At 37.7% G+C, this 16,334-nt stretch carries 15 protein-coding genes; 13 read left to right on the forward strand and 2 right to left on the reverse strand.

Features of this window, described 5'->3' with window-relative positions; translation table 11 throughout:
- The first annotated feature begins 96 nt into the window (after positions 1-96).
- Positions 97-324 carry a DUF2798 domain-containing protein gene (locus ACHKAR_RS09045; protein ID WP_395417131.1) on the forward strand — a complete coding sequence of 76 codons (228 nt, stop codon included), beginning with the start codon at positions 97-99 and terminating at the stop codon, positions 322-324.
- A gap of 23 nt (positions 325-347) precedes the next feature.
- Positions 348-1,442 (forward strand): hypothetical protein, encoded by a 1,095-nt coding sequence (locus tag ACHKAR_RS09050; RefSeq protein WP_395417132.1) that lies wholly within the window; start codon positions 348-350, stop codon positions 1,440-1,442.
- Between the two features lie 4 nt (positions 1,443-1,446).
- Here ACHKAR_RS09050 and ACHKAR_RS09055 read toward each other — a convergent pair whose 3' ends face one another.
- Entirely contained in the window at positions 1,447-1,674 is a 228-nt protein-coding gene (locus tag ACHKAR_RS09055) for a hypothetical protein (protein ID WP_395417133.1), read from the reverse strand.
- 161 nt (positions 1,675-1,835) lie between these two features.
- Here ACHKAR_RS09055 and ACHKAR_RS09060 point away from each other — a divergent pair, with 161 nt between their 5' ends.
- From ACHKAR_RS09060 to ACHKAR_RS09100, 9 genes are all read left to right on the forward strand, one after another.
- Positions 1,836-2,081, forward strand: coding sequence for a helix-turn-helix domain-containing protein (locus ACHKAR_RS09060; RefSeq protein WP_395417134.1), 246 nt, complete (start codon positions 1,836-1,838; stop codon positions 2,079-2,081).
- A 268-nt stretch (positions 2,082-2,349) separates the two neighbouring features.
- Positions 2,350-2,613 carry a helix-turn-helix domain-containing protein gene (locus ACHKAR_RS09065; RefSeq protein WP_395417135.1) on the forward strand — a complete coding sequence of 88 codons (264 nt, stop codon included), beginning with the start codon at positions 2,350-2,352 and terminating at the stop codon, positions 2,611-2,613.
- Positions 2,614-2,691: 78 nt separating this feature from the next.
- The gene (locus ACHKAR_RS09070; protein WP_395417136.1) at positions 2,692-2,901 is read left to right on the forward strand and encodes a helix-turn-helix transcriptional regulator; all 210 of its coding nucleotides are present in this window, start codon (positions 2,692-2,694) and stop codon (positions 2,899-2,901) included.
- Entirely contained in the window at positions 2,898-4,214 is a 1,317-nt protein-coding gene (locus ACHKAR_RS09075) for a hypothetical protein (RefSeq protein WP_395417137.1), read from the forward strand. The genes ACHKAR_RS09070 and ACHKAR_RS09075 overlap by 4 nt, the downstream gene beginning before the upstream one ends.
- A 58-nt stretch (positions 4,215-4,272) precedes the next feature.
- On the forward strand, positions 4,273-7,116 hold the full coding sequence (locus ACHKAR_RS09080; protein ID WP_395417138.1) for an ATP-dependent helicase: 2,844 nt from the start codon (positions 4,273-4,275) through the stop codon (positions 7,114-7,116).
- Position 7,117: 1 nt separating this feature from the next.
- Positions 7,118-7,903 carry a hypothetical protein gene (locus ACHKAR_RS09085; RefSeq protein WP_395417139.1) on the forward strand — a complete coding sequence of 262 codons (786 nt, stop codon included), beginning with the start codon at positions 7,118-7,120 and terminating at the stop codon, positions 7,901-7,903.
- Positions 7,904-7,918: 15 nt separating this feature from the next.
- Positions 7,919-8,566, forward strand: coding sequence for an HNH endonuclease (locus ACHKAR_RS09090; RefSeq protein ID WP_395417140.1), 648 nt, complete (start codon positions 7,919-7,921; stop codon positions 8,564-8,566).
- A 1-nt stretch (position 8,567) separates the two neighbouring features.
- A complete protein-coding gene (locus ACHKAR_RS09095; protein ID WP_395417141.1) occupies positions 8,568-10,307 on the forward strand; it encodes a hypothetical protein in 1,740 nt (579 codons plus the stop codon).
- Between the two features lie 314 nt (positions 10,308-10,621).
- Positions 10,622-13,951 carry a sacsin N-terminal ATP-binding-like domain-containing protein gene (locus tag ACHKAR_RS09100; protein WP_395417142.1) on the forward strand — a complete coding sequence of 1,110 codons (3,330 nt, stop codon included), beginning with the start codon at positions 10,622-10,624 and terminating at the stop codon, positions 13,949-13,951.
- Positions 13,952-14,434: 483 nt separating this feature from the next.
- Here the strand turns inward: ACHKAR_RS09100 and ACHKAR_RS09105 are convergent, their stop codons facing one another.
- Positions 14,435-14,695 carry a GIY-YIG nuclease family protein gene (locus ACHKAR_RS09105; RefSeq protein ID WP_395417143.1) on the reverse strand — a complete coding sequence of 87 codons (261 nt, stop codon included), beginning with the start codon at positions 14,693-14,695 and terminating at the stop codon, positions 14,435-14,437.
- Positions 14,696-14,967: 272 nt separating this feature from the next.
- On the opposite strand from ACHKAR_RS09105, the gene ACHKAR_RS09110 reads away from it, so the two are divergent.
- Entirely contained in the window at positions 14,968-15,780 is an 813-nt protein-coding gene (locus ACHKAR_RS09110; RefSeq protein WP_395417144.1) for a TIGR02391 family protein, read from the forward strand.
- Between the two features lies 1 nt (position 15,781).
- The gene (locus ACHKAR_RS09115; protein ID WP_395417146.1) at positions 15,782-16,315 is read left to right on the forward strand and encodes a hypothetical protein; all 534 of its coding nucleotides are present in this window, start codon (positions 15,782-15,784) and stop codon (positions 16,313-16,315) included.
- The last annotated feature ends 19 nt before the right edge of the window (positions 16,316-16,334 follow it).

Here is a 16,334-nt window from a genome sequence, read left to right on the forward strand (position 1 = left end):
AATCAAATGAAATGAGCATGTTCGGCAAACACCAAGCGAGATGAATAAAGCTTGACATGCGAATTCCATCTGACCATTGAAACCAATTTTATACAGATGAAAACGAAATTCCGAAAATACCTGCAAACCCTGATGATAGTCATCCCAATGTCTACAATTATGTCCTTTGTGGCCATCTTGAAGAACTATGGGTTAAAAGAAGACTGGGGCACTATGCTTTTTCAATCCTGGTATGTCATGGCTCCGGTTGCATATGTTTCTGCTCTCATAATTATACCAATAGTGGGACGGTTCTTTCAACATGACGAACAGGGCACGAACTAACTGCCCCCCTTAATCCTTGATCATTGTCTTACCTGTTCGAATCATATCATCAAATTATCTGTGGAAATGACAATCCCACAGAAGAGTCATTTCTGAAAAAAGAAACAGCAAGAGTGATCCGTAAGCTAGATAAAGAACTTTTCAAGGCAAAGTCGACAAAGGAAGCCCGTTTTTACATCAGGAAAACCGAACTGGCAATTACCAATCTTGAGCTTCAAATTGAACTAAGAGCAAAAGAAAATGACAGTAAGTCTACGGCCAACATCCTAAAGCTGTGTTCATCCGGACTTGATGATATCAGATTCCATTTGGAAACTGCTTATAAAATCTATCGAGATGAGGACACGCTCTTATCAAAAAAAATGATAGGCATTTATGCTACGAATTTAGAAATGAGCATTCATCGGTTAAAAAAATTGTTAGTTCTAAATAATATAGACCCCACCCTTGGAAAGATTATTAACCATTCTATTGAAAGGCACTTTACTGAACCTGAAGCTCTGATCACACAAAGAAAGCTCGACTACCTAAGCTATTTCATTGACGAGCTAATCAATTTTATGGATTCGATGGAAAAAATAGAAGAGCATCATTTACTCAAATTTCTCTGTATTCTAAATTTCAACAACGTAGCAATACTTACATATATGTGCGAAACACATCAAAAGTATACTAGCGAGGTAGAAGATCCCATTCAACTTCTAGAATACCTTCAGGACATTAAAACAAGTCTTAACAACATCCCTGTAAACCATAACCACCAATTCAATCCAAAGCTGCTCGACTTAAGAACACTGGTCCAACAATGGCTGAAAGAAGAAATAGCCAAAACAAAAAAATCACTGCAAAACACGAAATTAGCTAACCCTGAACCCAAACTAAAATTTAACCACTCCGTGGACACAACCACCGCCTTTTTTAGACTGCTATATGACGCAGGGGTAACATCTTCTGGTGCTAACCATACCATCAGGTGGATAGGAAAAAGTATCTCCTCTAAAAACCAGCAGACCATCTCCCTACAAAGCATTCAGCGCAAGTTCTTCGATAAACATACCGACAAACAACCCCTCAAAGACTTGGTTTTACATCTCCTAAACTATCTGAATCGCAAATAAGATTCTACTCTTTCAATAAGAATGCTACCCCATTACTCTCTAAAAGAGTATATAATTCCACCAGGCAGTGACAGCTAAAACCCTGCTTCTTTAGTAATTGACCGGCATCAAACTGGCTAAGCATCACATTCAGGTTTTCAAACCCCCACAATTCCATAAACGCTTTAAACTCCTCACTAAGAGGCAGGTCTATAGATACGCTTTCCAGAATATTCCTTGATTGATAAGTCATACTATTTCAGTTCGAAAAACTAATTTGATTACATCCGAAAGACAAGTCGGTTAACAGATTGTAAAACTTGTTTTAAAGATAAAAATCAAACCTCAATGTAACTAATTAGTAGGGCATTTTTAGAAGTAACATTTAAGCGGTTGCTCTCTTTGCTTTGCAAAATGTCAAAGGATAACGAGGAGATAAACTACGATCAGGAACTAGACAAACTTGCAAAGAGGATCAAAAGCCTAAGAATAGCCCAAGGCTACACTAGCTATGAAGTATTTGCCTTTGAAAATGGCATACACAGAGTTCAATACGGCCGATATGAGAAAGGAGGAGACCTCCGATACACCTCCTTACTTAAAGTGATAAAAGCACTTGGTATGACCCCAGCAGAATTCTTCTCCGAAGGATTTGATTAATATCCCCTTGAGGGAATTATGGGGGTGTTCTTCTGGCAAAGGTTAAATTCGGAGTTACTTATTCTCTCCCGTCATTCTTAATCTTCTTTCCGTCATTGCCGTGAAAACGGAAATCCTTCAACATTTCACCCAGCTATCTCCAAAACATCTTACTGATCTCCAGGCATTTTTACAGAAAACCCAACCACACCAACCACTTACCCTACTACCTGTTATTTTAGTCTGAAAATTTTAATCTTTCCGCTATGTATTATACAATAAACATATCATGCCCGCTAATGTCGTCACATCAGAAGACCTCTATTTTTTCAAAGATGAGCTAATACAGGAGATCAAAAAACTATTACAGACCCACGGTACACCTCAGCGTAAATGGCTCAGAAGCCAGGACGTCCAGGACTTGCTTTGCATCAGTGCCGGCACCCTGCACAACCTCCGTACCAAAGGCCACCTTCCATACTCCAAAGTAGCTGGGGTAATCTTCTATGAATATGAAGACATTGTGGAAATGTTGAGGAGGAATAAGGTTTGACAAATACCCTTACGCTTAACTGCTTGTTAAGCACTTACCAAAATGCTACATTTGCTTAAAATCCAAATAAAGTTGGCTGTGAAAACAATTAATCGGCTCAAAGCTGTATTGGCTGAAAAGGGTAAGACGAACAAATGGCTAGCTGAAAACATGAATAAGAACATCTCAACAATCTCTACCTGGTGTACCAACAGAAGACAACCTTCTTTAGAAGTACTGGTTGAAGTTGCTGAGCTATTGGATATCGATGTAAAAGAGCTCATTGTATCAACAAATAAACAAAAGTGATTATTGACCTAGACATAAAGGACACCCTTGGAGCTATAAGTAGCGAGGTACTCAATGGACAGAATTACAATAGAAGTGATTTTGCTCGTAGCATACTTAATTATCCAGCAATGATGGTTCCTTCTGTACAAGAACCAATAATTAAAAGCCTCTCAGAAAATCTACATGGTGAGGTATCTCTGATTGACCCATTTATGGGCGCCTCCAATACTCTCGTCACTGGCATGAAGTATGGCCTCAACGTCTTTGGACAGGACATCAACCCTCTTTCTCTTCTTGTTAGTCAAGTCAAGACGACTTACTACTCATTGTGCGAACTGGAAGAAGCCAGAAAGGATCTGATAGCAAGAATTGATTCAGACATGTCTATTCTAAATGAGATAAATTTCCCAAATATCAATAAATGGTTTAGTGAAAACATACAAATAGAGCTTTCTAAGATTTATAGAGCTATTCAATGTCAATCGGATTCAAGACTCAGAAGGTTTTTTTGGGTAGCAATGGCAGAAGTTGTTCGTCTCACAAGTAATGATAGAACCTCAACATTCAAGTTGCATATTCGAACTTTAGAGGATATCCAAAGTAGAAATAATTCTGCTGTTGAATTATTCAAATCAATAGTCAAAAGAAGTATTAAAGATGTTGCAGAGTATTGCCAGGTTCTTAATGAAAGTGGATATATTAAAAATGGACGATATGTGAAAGAGGCTAGAGTTGTCTGGGGCGATTCACTAGCCGGTCTTAACACAACCAGAAAATTCAATCTATTAGTGACTTCACCACCGTATGGAGATAACCAGACCACTGTTACTTATGGCCAGTTCTCCTACTTGCCACTACAATGGATCCCTATGGAAGATATAGATACGAATATTGAGATTGACTATCTTAAGACTACCATGGAGATCGATTCAAATAGTTTGGGCGGGAAAATGGTTAAGAATTTTTCGAATACTCAAGAAGCCCTGTTCACTCAATCCCCTTCTTTGCAACTCCTATTTGCCTCATTTGATCCGGAAGAAAAGAAACGAGCTAAAAAGGTAATCAACTTCTTTCATGACTTGAATAAGTCTATTGATACAATGCTATCCAAAATGACTTCCAGGGCATATATGGTTTGGACTGTAGGTAACAGGAACGTAAACAAACGATTAGTAAGGAATGACCTAATTATTACTGATCTACTTCAATCCAAAGGTGTTGAACTTGTGACGGATTTGGAAAGAGACATCTTAAGTAAACGCATGCCTGGTAGGAATAATTTCTCTGACCTAATGAGTAAGGAAAAAATACTAATCTTTAAAACTCCCTAAGAACAATAATGTGCTAAGTTTCTCATGAATCACTTGGCATGTAGTAATCCGTGACTCGATGATAAACTTAACAAATTATTCACCCAATCAGCAAGATGCCATTCTCACTAATGACAAACATTTGAGAATTGTAGCATGTGCCGGATCTGGTAAGACAACGACTGTTGCTGGCAAAGTAGCCTACCTGCTTGACCCTTCGAATGGATTCGATGTATCACCGGAGAACATAATCGCTTTTACTTATACAGAAAAGGCCGCTGCAGAACTTAAGAATAAAATTCTAAATAATGTTGGAAGGCATCGAGGAATGGCAAATATGTATATTGGTACAATTCATGGTTGGTGTCTTAAGGCCTTACAGGAAAATGAATACGAGTATCAGAGTTTTTCAGTTCTTGACGAAATAAAGCTTAAACTATTCATAGACAAACATTATGATACAATAGGAATGAAAGAAATAAAAAAGCTTTCAAACCATTCTGTATCATTAAGAAGATTCATTGACACCTCTCTATTTGTCAAAATCATGGATATAATTAGAGAGTCGGATAGACAGGAACTCCCAGAAAGCATATCACGAGCAAAAATACAATACGAGCGTACACTTAAAAGCAAAAAGTACTTCGATTTTTCCATGATTATGGAAAAAGCAATGGAGTGTATGGAGTTAAGTTCCAACCTGTCAGCAAGAATAAAAAATGATATTAAGTACCTTATTGTTGACGAGTACCAGGATATCAACCCTATTCAAGAAAGACTGATAAATAAAATTCAAGAAGTAAGCCAATGCAAGCTAGTTGTTGTTGGAGATGATGATCAAAACATCTATCAATGGAGGGGAAGCAATAACCGCTACATCATCGACTTTGAATCAAAATTTGAAGTCTCGGCAACTAAAAGCATCCCTCTATCTACCAATTATCGAAGTTCTGAAGGTATAATAAAGCTGGCAGAAACTTTAATCTCCAACAATCAAAGAAGAATACCCAACAAAGAGATGGAGTCAGGCGGTCTTCAGACCTTTACAAAAGGTCAAGATATTCTTTACAATCGATATGATTCAGTTAGCGATGAAAATGAAGCTCTGGCAAATTATATTGACAACATTCTAGGTGTACCTTTTACATCTGATGGTGAGACACGTGGAATTACATTTTCAGATATCAGCATTCTCTTAAGAACCTGGAATAAAGCTGAAACTATAGTAGAAGCACTAGAAAGACATAAAATTCCATATATCACAGCTGGAGTTAATCAATTATTTGAAACACGTGAAATTGAAGCTGCACTTGGCCTATTCACATACTTGTATGGTGACTTGGATCGACCGGAACTTGAAAACTTGTGGTTAAACTTACCAAACAACAAAATTGATCCCGAAAAGCTTGAAAAGGCATTAGATGACCTAGATAGCAAGTTTCCTAAGCTGCCCGAAGTTGATACAAATTGGGAATACTCACTTCAAGGTATTCTTTGGGATTTTATGAGTCTAGCCGAAATCTATGAAGACTCTTTTATCGATGACACAAATACTGATCTATTTCAAAGAACCAAGGAGAGGGCTGAGATTATATTTTTCAACCTTGGAAGATTCAGTCAGGTAATAAATGATTTTGAAGAGATAAATTTCAATAGTTCAAGTCCCAGCTTTCACCTCTTCAGTTTTTTAAGTTTTATAAATTATGTAGCAAGAGATTACTACCCAGAGGGTTGGCTTAACAATCCATATACAACTCCGAATGCTGTACAAATAATGACTATCCACCAGGCGAAGGGTTTAGAGTTTCCGGTAGTTCTGATACCTGGCCTCAACAACAATTATTTGCCCTCTAAGAAAAGAGGAGGATTAAATGTATGGCATTTTCTAGATAGACAGCTTATCGAAGAGCAATCTAGATATGAAGGTGATCCAGATAAGGAAGATGAAAGAAGGCTTCTTTACGTAGCATTAACTAGAAGCCAAAAATTCTTACTCTTATCTCAAGCTCCAGATCTTAATAATAGATTGTATAAAGTTGAATCGGATTACATCCAAGAGCTTACACGAGCAAAAATTGGATCTTTTCCAATACTAATATCCGATCATAGACAAGATTTCTCAAGTCTCACCAAAATCGACCAGAAGGCTAAAGAAAAAGTAAAAAACATTGCCCTTGATTTCACCACCCTCAAAGACATTTTTGAATGTCCCTATAGGTTTAAACTAATTTCGGTTTTTGGGTTCCGCTATCCACTTAATCAAAGAATGGGTGTAGGTCGATCATTTCATAACTGCCTAATGGAAATCCACAAAAGAGGTAAAGAAGGTGAGTCTTTAAGCAAAGAAGAGGTTAATGAAATCGTAGATAGACAGACTCATTTTCCATATCTGACAAATTCAACCATTTTGAAACCACGCCTTTGGGATAAGGTAAGAAAAAATGTAGAAGAGTACTATGAAGACACTAAAGATGATTTTTCACAGATAGAATTTGTTGAGCAGGATATTCAGTACAAAGTAGACGAAAGCATTTTAGTTCTAGGCAGGATTGACTTGATAAAGAAAGTTGGAAGTGATGGAAAATATGAAACAACCATAATTGAGTTTAAAAGTGATGAAGAAAGTGCCGACCTACCTATAACAAAAGACCAGCTAAAACTTTACGCCCTTGGCCATAGGGAGTTAACCGGAGAAATAGCAGACTATATAATGACTTATGTTATTGGTGAAAACAAAGTCAAAACCCCTGAAAAATTATATGAATCGGATTTAAACTCGATTGAAAGTAAAATAAGAGATGCGGTTGACTTGATTTGGTCTGAAAAATTTCTTAGGACAGAAGAAAAGAAAACTTGTGAAGAATGTTTCCAAATTCGTCTTTGCTCCAAAAGAGTTCAGCATGATATAAAGGTGAAAAGGTAATATGGGAGCATACAAAGATCGAAAAACTGCCTTAGGGAATCTGAAGAAACTAGTTGAAGATCCAGCAAATGTTTTGTGTATTCATTATTCTCAAAGTCAAACTTACGATGATGATTATGGCAACATATCACCAATAATTACTTCAATTGTAATCAAATCACTAGATAACAAGATAGATAAGCAGTTTGCCATACATTTTGAGGCTGACAAAGCTGGTATTCCTAAAGATCAAATTCAAGATTCATATCGTGAACTTGAGCTCCGAATCCTAAAATCATTTAATGATTTTGTCAAAAGGCACGACAAAAGCACTTGGGTTCACTGGGATATGAAAAACATACATTTTGGGTTTGAAGCTATTAAACATCGTTACGAAAAAATCTTCGAGGGGCTAAATGATTACTCTGAAATTGCTTCGCATAACAAGCATAGCCTATTTGTAATATTGGAAGGAATGTATGGGGAAAAGTTTGTTAAAGGTCCAGATGAATTAAAGGAGTTAATGACTTCTAATAATTCTGGTGTTGAGCAGCCTCTTTACCTAACCAAGGACAGTGAATCAAGAGAATTTGAATCTAAAAACTTTAAGTCAGTTATTGATTCAGTGGATTGCAAAGTTGAGTTTTTGAAAAAGGCCTTAAAAAAGCTTATCAACAAGCAGCTCTTAATTCCAAATAAAAACAGGTATGCAATATTTATTGACGTTATCTCTCACCCAATATTCAATTTGATTGGATGGCTAGCAACTCTTTTGGGTTTAGGAGCAGCTATCTACGCTCTACTCTAATTGAATCTAATCAATATGAATGGCGATTACTTAAACAAAGTTCTTAAAATTAAAGCGAAACATGCTTTGTACCATGAAAATGGTAAGTGGTATCACAATCTTCAGAAATTTCCTGGAGTTCTTTTTGACAAGAACGGATATTTGATATTTGATAATAAAGAAGCCTATTTCAATCACCCCTCCTTACAATCCAATAAAGACCTTTTCATCAAGAATGGGATTGAGAGTTTAACAGAATATCGAAGATTTACTGAATTTGAGCACCAATTAATCAAAGGAATTAGTCCCCATGATGTAAATAATGCCGGTTTTGAAGAAACTGTGAGGGTTTTAAGAGAGGTCAATAGCATTTTAAGAAAGAAGTCTTTGGTAGACAAGCTTAAGAAGCTTTATGACAACACATGCCAAATTTGTGGTACTAGATTAGCCATATCTCAGAATCAATTTTATTCAGAAGTTCACCACATAGTACCACTAGGAGAACCATATAATGGGAAAGATCGCATGGACAACATGATTTGTGTATGCCCAAATCATCATGTACAGTTAGACTTAAAGGCTATTCCAATTGACGAGAAAAGTCTTAAGTCTATAAAGCATGAGATTTCTTCAAATTATATAGATCATCACAATTTACTTGTGGAAGGACTTTCAAAAGCTTGAGATGGCATATCCAGAGATAATTTCGAAACTAATAGGTGATATTTTCGAGAACTCATTGGAAAGTGAGAACATTGAGATTGCACAGATCTCTAGCAGAGATGTAAATGGCTTAATAAGAAGTACAGATTCAAATACTGCTCTGATATCACCCAATCTTATATCAAAAATTAGACCATCTCACATCAATGTACCAGTCAACTCAACCGGACTAAATTATTTGGATGACTTTGAGTATAAACCATCATTTTGGCTCTACCTATCTCCAGCTTCCGGCTTAAAAAAAGCAGAACCCTTAGTTGTGTCTTGGACAAATGGTAATCACACCACGTTACATCCCGATCCGGGTTTTCTCGGTACATACGGTTTATCACCTAGAGTAGCCAATGATATCACTTTTTGGGACGATCTATCAAAACCGAAGTATAACATAGTTGAAAATGTGCCCTTATCAATCTATGATTACCCAATCCAAACAGAAGCCTATGTCAAAATAGATCGAAAATACCTGAGCGACTACCTTTCAGTGAGAAAAAGAGTGGCTATTAAGGTTTTTCGAGAAATTAGGGATATTGAAATCAGTGACGATATTCTTAATCTATTAGATGGCAAACAGTACTTTATCAAGGAGCATGATCAATATGAAGTTAGATTAAGTAAATACAGTCATAAGGACGACATTGTTCGCCTCGAAGTGAATGGCTTCAAAGTATTGTTGGAAGACTTTAAACTTCTTGAGACTGAAAATAATTATGGTGGGCACAGTTGGAAAGGTATTGATCAGAAGGTTACAGGGTATGAAGCAAGGCATAATATGCCCTTCCGGTATGTTTATGTGTCAGATGATGTATTGGATAAATATGAACAAGATGAAGATTACAATGTTCAACCTGAATCTGGCTCAGTTAGTTATGGTATTCACTGGCGTGTTTCACATTGTGACCGTGTGGGGAGAAATGCTATCAAAATAGAGATTAAAAAGCTCTATGAAGGAACTCCATATGATGTAATTGATTATTGGAATCAATTTTCAATTGATCCTAAAACCATAGACACTGACCAAGAAAATATAGCAGAAAAAGCTACAAGACTTGTAAGAAAGTATTTGCTTTTTGGTAGAGGTTTATCATCAATATTAAATCGAATTTGTGATTTCAATTTTCTCTCCTTAGAGCTGATCAGTTTGGATGAAAAATCTTTGGATTATAAAGGGTATGCTCAAGATCATGATATCAGACCTATTATGAATCATGTTAGTGCTAAGGCATTTTCAAAAGAAGAATTCATCATAAGATGCAAAAAGCTAAACATACTACTCTCAGAAAATCTTCGTGAAAAAAATTTAAGAAAAGTAGTTCACTGCTTAGGATTTGAAGCTGATAAAACTAACGAGTTGAGAAGCATTAAACTTTTAGAACTTATCTTAAAGTATCTTTATGTAGCCCACAGTTCTGGATTGCACCCAAGAAAAAGCAAAGAGGCCATTTTATCAAGGATAGATGAATTCAAGGATTTGAAGGTAATTCCTGAGTTATTGGCCTTGAATGCAATCAGGCAGCTTGATGCTCATAAGAGCAAAGATTTCAATTCCAAATTCAATACCGCCTTAGAAACCCTAGCCATTGATAAAAAAATGATCACCAATAACTACTCGAATGTATGTCACGATACGTATGATAGGTTAATCGATATGTTCAGTGATTTAAATAGTTTTTTGGTCAGTGCTTATGATTTTAAGGATTGATTACACTACCAATATACCTCCTCACACCCCTGTCCTTCCAGCCTGTGCGCTCCGCTGCGCTACACTTACAAGCTTCCAGTCACCCACAGCAAGAGTAGCCCGTTATTCCATTGCGCTCTGCTGCATTCCGTACCGTGCCACACTTGCTTTTCCCAACCCACAACCCCGCAGGTAAAGGGGTGTTCAAATTTTGACCAAAGCCTACCAACAGTTCACCAAGCTCCCTCTCCTCTAGTGAAAAAATCAAACCGAAATCAATGATTTAGATTTTGTAGATTTAATTCAACTTAACGGACTACCTCAATAACACCAAAATGATCCAAAAAGAACAAATAGCTGATCGAAGAAAAGAAATTGCAGAAATAAGACATGCAGACAGCGTATTCAGGGATATTCTGGCAAGGGAAAAAGAAAGAGAAGATTATGAAGAACGCTGGTTTTGGGAATTACTTCAAAATGCCAAAGATGCTGTAGACCTCGCTCAAAAAGTCTCAGCTCGTTTAGAAGTTAGTGAGGATAAAATATCGTTTTCTCATACAGGCAACCCTTTCGAACTTGACGATATCTTGAGTTTGATTATTCAAGGCTCCTCTAAATCAGACAAAGTCGGCAAAACAGGAAGATTTGGGACTGGATTTATGACCACATACCTTCTCTCAAAGAGGGTAAATATCAGTGGGCAATTAAGTGGAGGTCAAGGTTGTTTCCAATTCAATCTAGATCGGGAAGCATCAGACAACGATGAGTTCTACAAACTACAAGCCATTTCTAACGAAAGCTTTGATAATTCGATAAGAGAAGAAAGTTATCTTGGTGCGAGTCAGTTCCAAACCAAGTTTGTCTACAACCTCGATGAAAGAGGAAAGGAAACAGCAAAAGCAGGGATCAAAAGTTTGGATCTTCTAATACCCTTCAGTCAGCTGTTTAACCAACAAATTGAGTCGATCGAAGTAGTTTCCCAATCGTCAATCACAAAATACGAAAAACATTTTGTTGAAGAGTTTTCAATTGAAGGTAAGAAGCTAAACCACTATAAACTCGAAACTATAACTGATAATCAAGTTGTTAAGAGTTTCAATGCGTATGTTATAGTTGACGAAGAGTTTGAGATATGTAGTATTACAAATTCTAACTCTGGTGTAGAAAAGTTTGAGCCATTAGAAAAAAACCACCCCAGACTTTATTTTACCTTTCCTTTAATTGGCAGTGAAGAAATAGGGATACCATTTGTAATAAACTCACTTCAATTTGACCCTAAAGTTGAAAGAAATGGAATCTATCTAAAGAGTGGGAACGATAAGACTGATGTCGTCAGAAATAAAACTATAGTAGAATCTGGCCTACGGACAGCTTCGGAAGTATTTACCAAGCTATCCATTGCTCGAAACATACAGGGAGTATTCGAACTCCTAAATTTCAAAGCGGCTAAAGATTACACATGGATAGACCATTCATGGCTCAATGGCTTGAAAAGAGAAACTCTTGATTCGCTTTCTACAATTGAATTCATAAAGGTTGCCAGTAATGACAACCTCACATCTTTCAACGATCTGACCGTTCCTTACTCCAGTTATGAAGAGAAGTCAATCAAGATATATGAATTGTTCAAGAATCTAAGTAATCGGTCTGTAGTTAGAGAATCCGAATTATACAATTGGATAAATATCTGCAAGAATCATATAGAAATACGTGAATTAGACATTTTTGAGATAACCCCAATTTGTGGGATTAAAGAGCTGATCCAACTCGTAGCTGAATTTTCTGATCTGGAGACCTTTACATCAAACCTTATCAATGCCGATCCCTACCAATGGCTCAATGATTTTTATGAAATCACAGATACACTTTTTGATAGTTTCCCTCTTGCCAGTGAAATACTTTTAAATCAAGAGGGCCAGTTCCGTGCTCCTGAAGGAATGTTTTGGGATAAGTGCAATGACCCTGAACTGAATGCCATATCAAAGTCCCTTGGGCTAAATTTTCCGACCAAATTAATTTCATCTGATATCAAAAGATTCACAATTTCTGGAATTGTAGACTTTTACGAGAATCAGGCAGTAGCCCAAATTAAAGCCGTCTTAAACGATCCTGATTTAGATTACACTGAAGAGCTGATAAAAAAAGCCAACGTAGACTTTCTGAAATGGCTTATATCGAAAAATCGGAAAGACGATATCAAAGACTTGAAAATACTCTCAGGAGAACCAGACAGTCTAAATGTTCAAGTCTTACCACAAGGTTCTCATCTCCTGCTAACTCCAAAATCCTTTTTCTCCGGAAGTTTTCCTTTTTTTTCCGATCTAATTCGAGAACGTGACTGCATGCACGCTATTTATGCAGAATATCTTAGTGAAACTGATTTTAGGTTTTTAAGCGATCACAACCTTATTCACTACTCTCCTCTTGTGATAAGAAATGAAAAACTCAATCCTAAAATCATAGAATTACTGGCAGTTAACCCAGATGATTTAAATATCCTGAAAGATGACGAGGGTAAAATACAACGAGAAATTGAATTTGAATACTCTGATTTTGCTTATCTAACCACATCTGAGGGTCATATTTATGATAGAAATTCAACACCAAAATCATGCTTCGAGAGGTTGCGATTTCTTATGCTGGAGGCAACAGAAAGAGACCCTTTTTTCAACCAACTCACCTTTGATGTAACGGTTGAAGAGACAGGGAAAGCGATCAAATTCAACAGATCACTATGGTTGGCAAGAGCCAAGAGTCTTCAGTGGATATTTATTAGAAATCCAGATATCGAAAGCGAAAAAAAATTTCTCTCAGAGGTTCCTTCATCCAAAAACTTATCCGAGCTCATGAAGGACCACCCCGATCTAATCAAATCAATAAAAGGTGAAAATCAGCAATTATTCCTAACCAAAATTGGAGTAGGAGTATCCGACCTAATTCGAAACACTCTCCCTTCAGAGGATCTTAAGTTAAGCTGGGACAGAGCTATCACGAATATGATCACAAGTGAAGTTGATCCCGAATTAGTTCAGGAAATTTTCAACGACCCTACAATTAAAAAGGAATATGAGAAACGACTCAATGAGAAAAAATTAATAAGTAGAAACCAAAGAATCGGAGCACTGATAGAGAAGCTCTTCAAGGAATATATCGTTGAGTTAAAAGAAAGTGGAACCGAAATTTCAATCGAAAGAAAACCATTTGGCAGCGATTATTTACTTACTGACGAATCTTCGGATTTAGTGAATAATAACGCTGAGAGAGAAGGATTTTCTTTAAACAATGGAGATTGGCTCGTTGAGTTAAAAGCCTCGGGTAAAGAATTTGCCGAGATGACAACACTTCAAGCAGGCACAGCCGCTACTACTTCCGCTGGCTATGCGTTAATTGTTGTTCCATTAGATGGAAATGAACCGGATATTGACTACTTAAAAGCTAATGCCAAGGTAATATCAGATATCGGCAAAAGGGTTGGTAATATTATTTCCGACTATGATGACGTGCTTAAAAGAAAGAAGCTCTTGAATACTGGCAAAAATGGCATTTCAGTTAGCATGGAAGATCAAACTGTTCGATTTAGAGTTGAGTCGGCAATCTGGAATTCTGCAGACTCCTCTTCTATAAAGGATTTCATATTTACTAAATTCAAAACCAAAAATCTTTAAAAAGCCCTACCCTAAAACCCAACACACACAGCCCCATCCCTCCAGCCAGTGCGCTCCGCTTCGCTGCACTCACAAGCTTTCGGTCTCACACAGCAAGAGTAGCCCGTTACTACGTTCCGCTTCTCTCCACTCCATACCGTGCCACACTTGCCTTTTCCATCCCACAACCCCGCAGGTAAAGCGGTGTTCGTCATCAGTTGCCAGCAGTTAGCACGCCAGGCCTCTCCATAAGCTACTCCCGATTAATATCGGGATCAGCACATGGTTCGCTTGCAGTGACTAACGCCAGCCTGTCATGCCACCTGCTTTGGCTGCTTTCTTCCTCACGGCAGTTACCCCTGTCCTCATGGCCGCCTCATTCCATTCCGTTCCTTCGGTCACTTTATTGCATTTCAGCCGCCACTCGTCCAGCCACTGCCAGTGTTTGTGCTCGCCTGCGTTCTCTCTCGGGCTGCACCCTGTGGAATCAGACTGGAAGCAGCATTAATCTATCTCTGATAAGAAGCCTGCAAGACGTTTCTTCAAATACATCCTGCCATAATGCGTCTTTAAATATTTTTCTCTCTTCATGGCATCCTTTTTATCAACGCAGGCTTCAAAATAGATCAACCGTAAAGGTCTACGATGCTTAGTTGAAATAACGCTACCTTGATCATGCTGCTTCAGTCTTGCTCTTAAATCTTCTGTATAGCCAACGTAGTTTTTCTGATCCTTTTCTGAATATAGAACATAGGTATAATGCATGCATCAATTTAAAGATTTAAGAGCATTCCACGGGTTTGTGTAGTTGCACTGTGGCAGATATTAGCGGCCAGAATTAATTAAATGGCCACATTGCTTCCTACAGGGGTCGCAGCGCCCTAACGGGCTATCTATGACTCCCACCCTCGTTCGGCTCGCAGGACGGCTCGCTTCTTTCAGTCGGCTCCGCCTTTTAGTTTACCTGCGGGGCTCCAACGCCAGTTCCTACTCCTGATATAAATTCAGTATATTTAATTAATACCACCTCCATCAAAATGAGCAAAACGAAAAAGAGAATCACAGCCGACATTAAAAGTCAAATAGCAACCCTGGTTCAAGTGATTCATCCATTCTTACCCCTTTCAGCAAGGTCAAAAAACACGACCACCTTTTACACCATCTTCCAGGAAAGCAGAGTTTCTAAATACCTTGATGGATTTGACGTCAAAAGAAAAGCACTTCAAAACGGATGGGAAAATGTTTTTCGATATCACCCAAAGTTGCCATTCACTCTAATCAGAAAAATTGTTCCCGCAGCAATTGGGTATAGAAAAGCTAAGAGAGACCCACTCAAACAATCAGAGCTAAACTCCCTAATACAAGCCTTGACGACTTTAGGCATAAATATGGAATCTGAGTTATCAGGTATTGAAATTGACGAATCAGTGCCTGGTATCACCGTCCCTCCCGCTGAGCTTGTTAAACGCTTAGAGTCACATCCCTTAGTTGATCAAATTGCAACCAACCCTCTTCAATTATTCAAAGATGGTCACTATAATGAATCCGTAAGAAAAGCTGCGGAAAGATTTGAAAAAGAAATACAAGATCGAACTGGCCTCACTGAGATTGGTAAGCAGCTAATGGGCAAAGTTTTCAGTGGTGCATCACCCACAATCCCATTGAACACCCTCTCAACTGAAAACGAAAAGAACATTCAGGAAGGATATCAATTGATCGCTATGGGAATGATGATGGCACTGCGAAACATATTCAGCCATGGCGATGAAAATGCCCGTGAACCGGAAGAAGCTTATGAAATGCTCCTCTTTTTAAATTGGTTATTTAGGCTCTTACCTTCAACCACTTAAAATGGAAGACAAACACATCCTCGAGAAAATAGACCTAGCATTAGCAGAGCTTCTTGCAAGAGACGAGTTTCTCTTAATCAATGATCTCAGTGAGCGATCTATTAGCCATAAACTGGCAGAATATCTGCAAACTCAATTCCCTGATTACCATGTCGATTGTGAGTATAATGGATCAGCCGCTAACGATTATGAGAAGAAAAAAATCAATATCGTATGGGAACAATTAGCAGAGGCCGGTTTACTCCATGATAGGGAAATGGAGTTAGAAGGAGAAGTTCTAATCAGGTCTGTCTTTCCAGACATCATTATCCATCAAAGAGGAAGTCATGATGAAAACCTGTGCATCATCGAGATAAAGAAATCATCAAGTGCAGTTGATCATAAATATGATCACATTAAACTTCAAGCTTACACCAGTTCAAACTTAGACAATGTACTAAAATATCAGCTTGGGGTCTTCATTGAAATAGCAATTGGCGACAATCCCGACTCTTCTATATCAATGCTATTCAAAAACGGCATACCAGTTGACTAAAGCATGAATATAAAATCAA

Origin of the sequence: Marinoscillum luteum, from assembly GCF_044005705.1 — a bacterium.
GTDB lineage: Bacteria > Bacteroidota > Bacteroidia > Cytophagales > Cyclobacteriaceae > Marinoscillum > Marinoscillum luteum.

What these genes read in the sequence shown, in the direction of transcription:
- ACHKAR_RS09045 (WP_395417131.1), top strand. Translation starts at nt 97, where the DNA reads ATGAAAACGAAATTCCGAAAATACCTGCAAACCCTGATGATAGTCATC.
- ACHKAR_RS09055 (WP_395417133.1), bottom strand. Translation starts at nt 1,674, where the DNA reads ATGACTTATCAATCAAGGAATATTCTGGAAAGCGTATCTATAGACCTG.
- ACHKAR_RS09060 (WP_395417134.1), top strand. Translation starts at nt 1,836, where the DNA reads ATGTCAAAGGATAACGAGGAGATAAACTACGATCAGGAACTAGACAAA.
- ACHKAR_RS09065 (WP_395417135.1), top strand. Translation starts at nt 2,350, where the DNA reads ATGCCCGCTAATGTCGTCACATCAGAAGACCTCTATTTTTTCAAAGAT.
- ACHKAR_RS09080 (WP_395417138.1), top strand. Translation starts at nt 4,273, where the DNA reads ATGATAAACTTAACAAATTATTCACCCAATCAGCAAGATGCCATTCTC.
- ACHKAR_RS09085 (WP_395417139.1), top strand. Translation starts at nt 7,118, where the DNA reads ATGGGAGCATACAAAGATCGAAAAACTGCCTTAGGGAATCTGAAGAAA.
- ACHKAR_RS09090 (WP_395417140.1), top strand. Translation starts at nt 7,919, where the DNA reads ATGAATGGCGATTACTTAAACAAAGTTCTTAAAATTAAAGCGAAACAT.
- ACHKAR_RS09095 (WP_395417141.1), top strand. Translation starts at nt 8,568, where the DNA reads ATGGCATATCCAGAGATAATTTCGAAACTAATAGGTGATATTTTCGAG.
- ACHKAR_RS09100 (WP_395417142.1), top strand. Translation starts at nt 10,622, where the DNA reads ATGATCCAAAAAGAACAAATAGCTGATCGAAGAAAAGAAATTGCAGAA.
- ACHKAR_RS09105 (WP_395417143.1), bottom strand. Translation starts at nt 14,695, where the DNA reads ATGCATTATACCTATGTTCTATATTCAGAAAAGGATCAGAAAAACTAC.
- ACHKAR_RS09110 (WP_395417144.1), top strand. Translation starts at nt 14,968, where the DNA reads ATGAGCAAAACGAAAAAGAGAATCACAGCCGACATTAAAAGTCAAATA.
- ACHKAR_RS09115 (WP_395417146.1), top strand. Translation starts at nt 15,782, where the DNA reads ATGGAAGACAAACACATCCTCGAGAAAATAGACCTAGCATTAGCAGAG.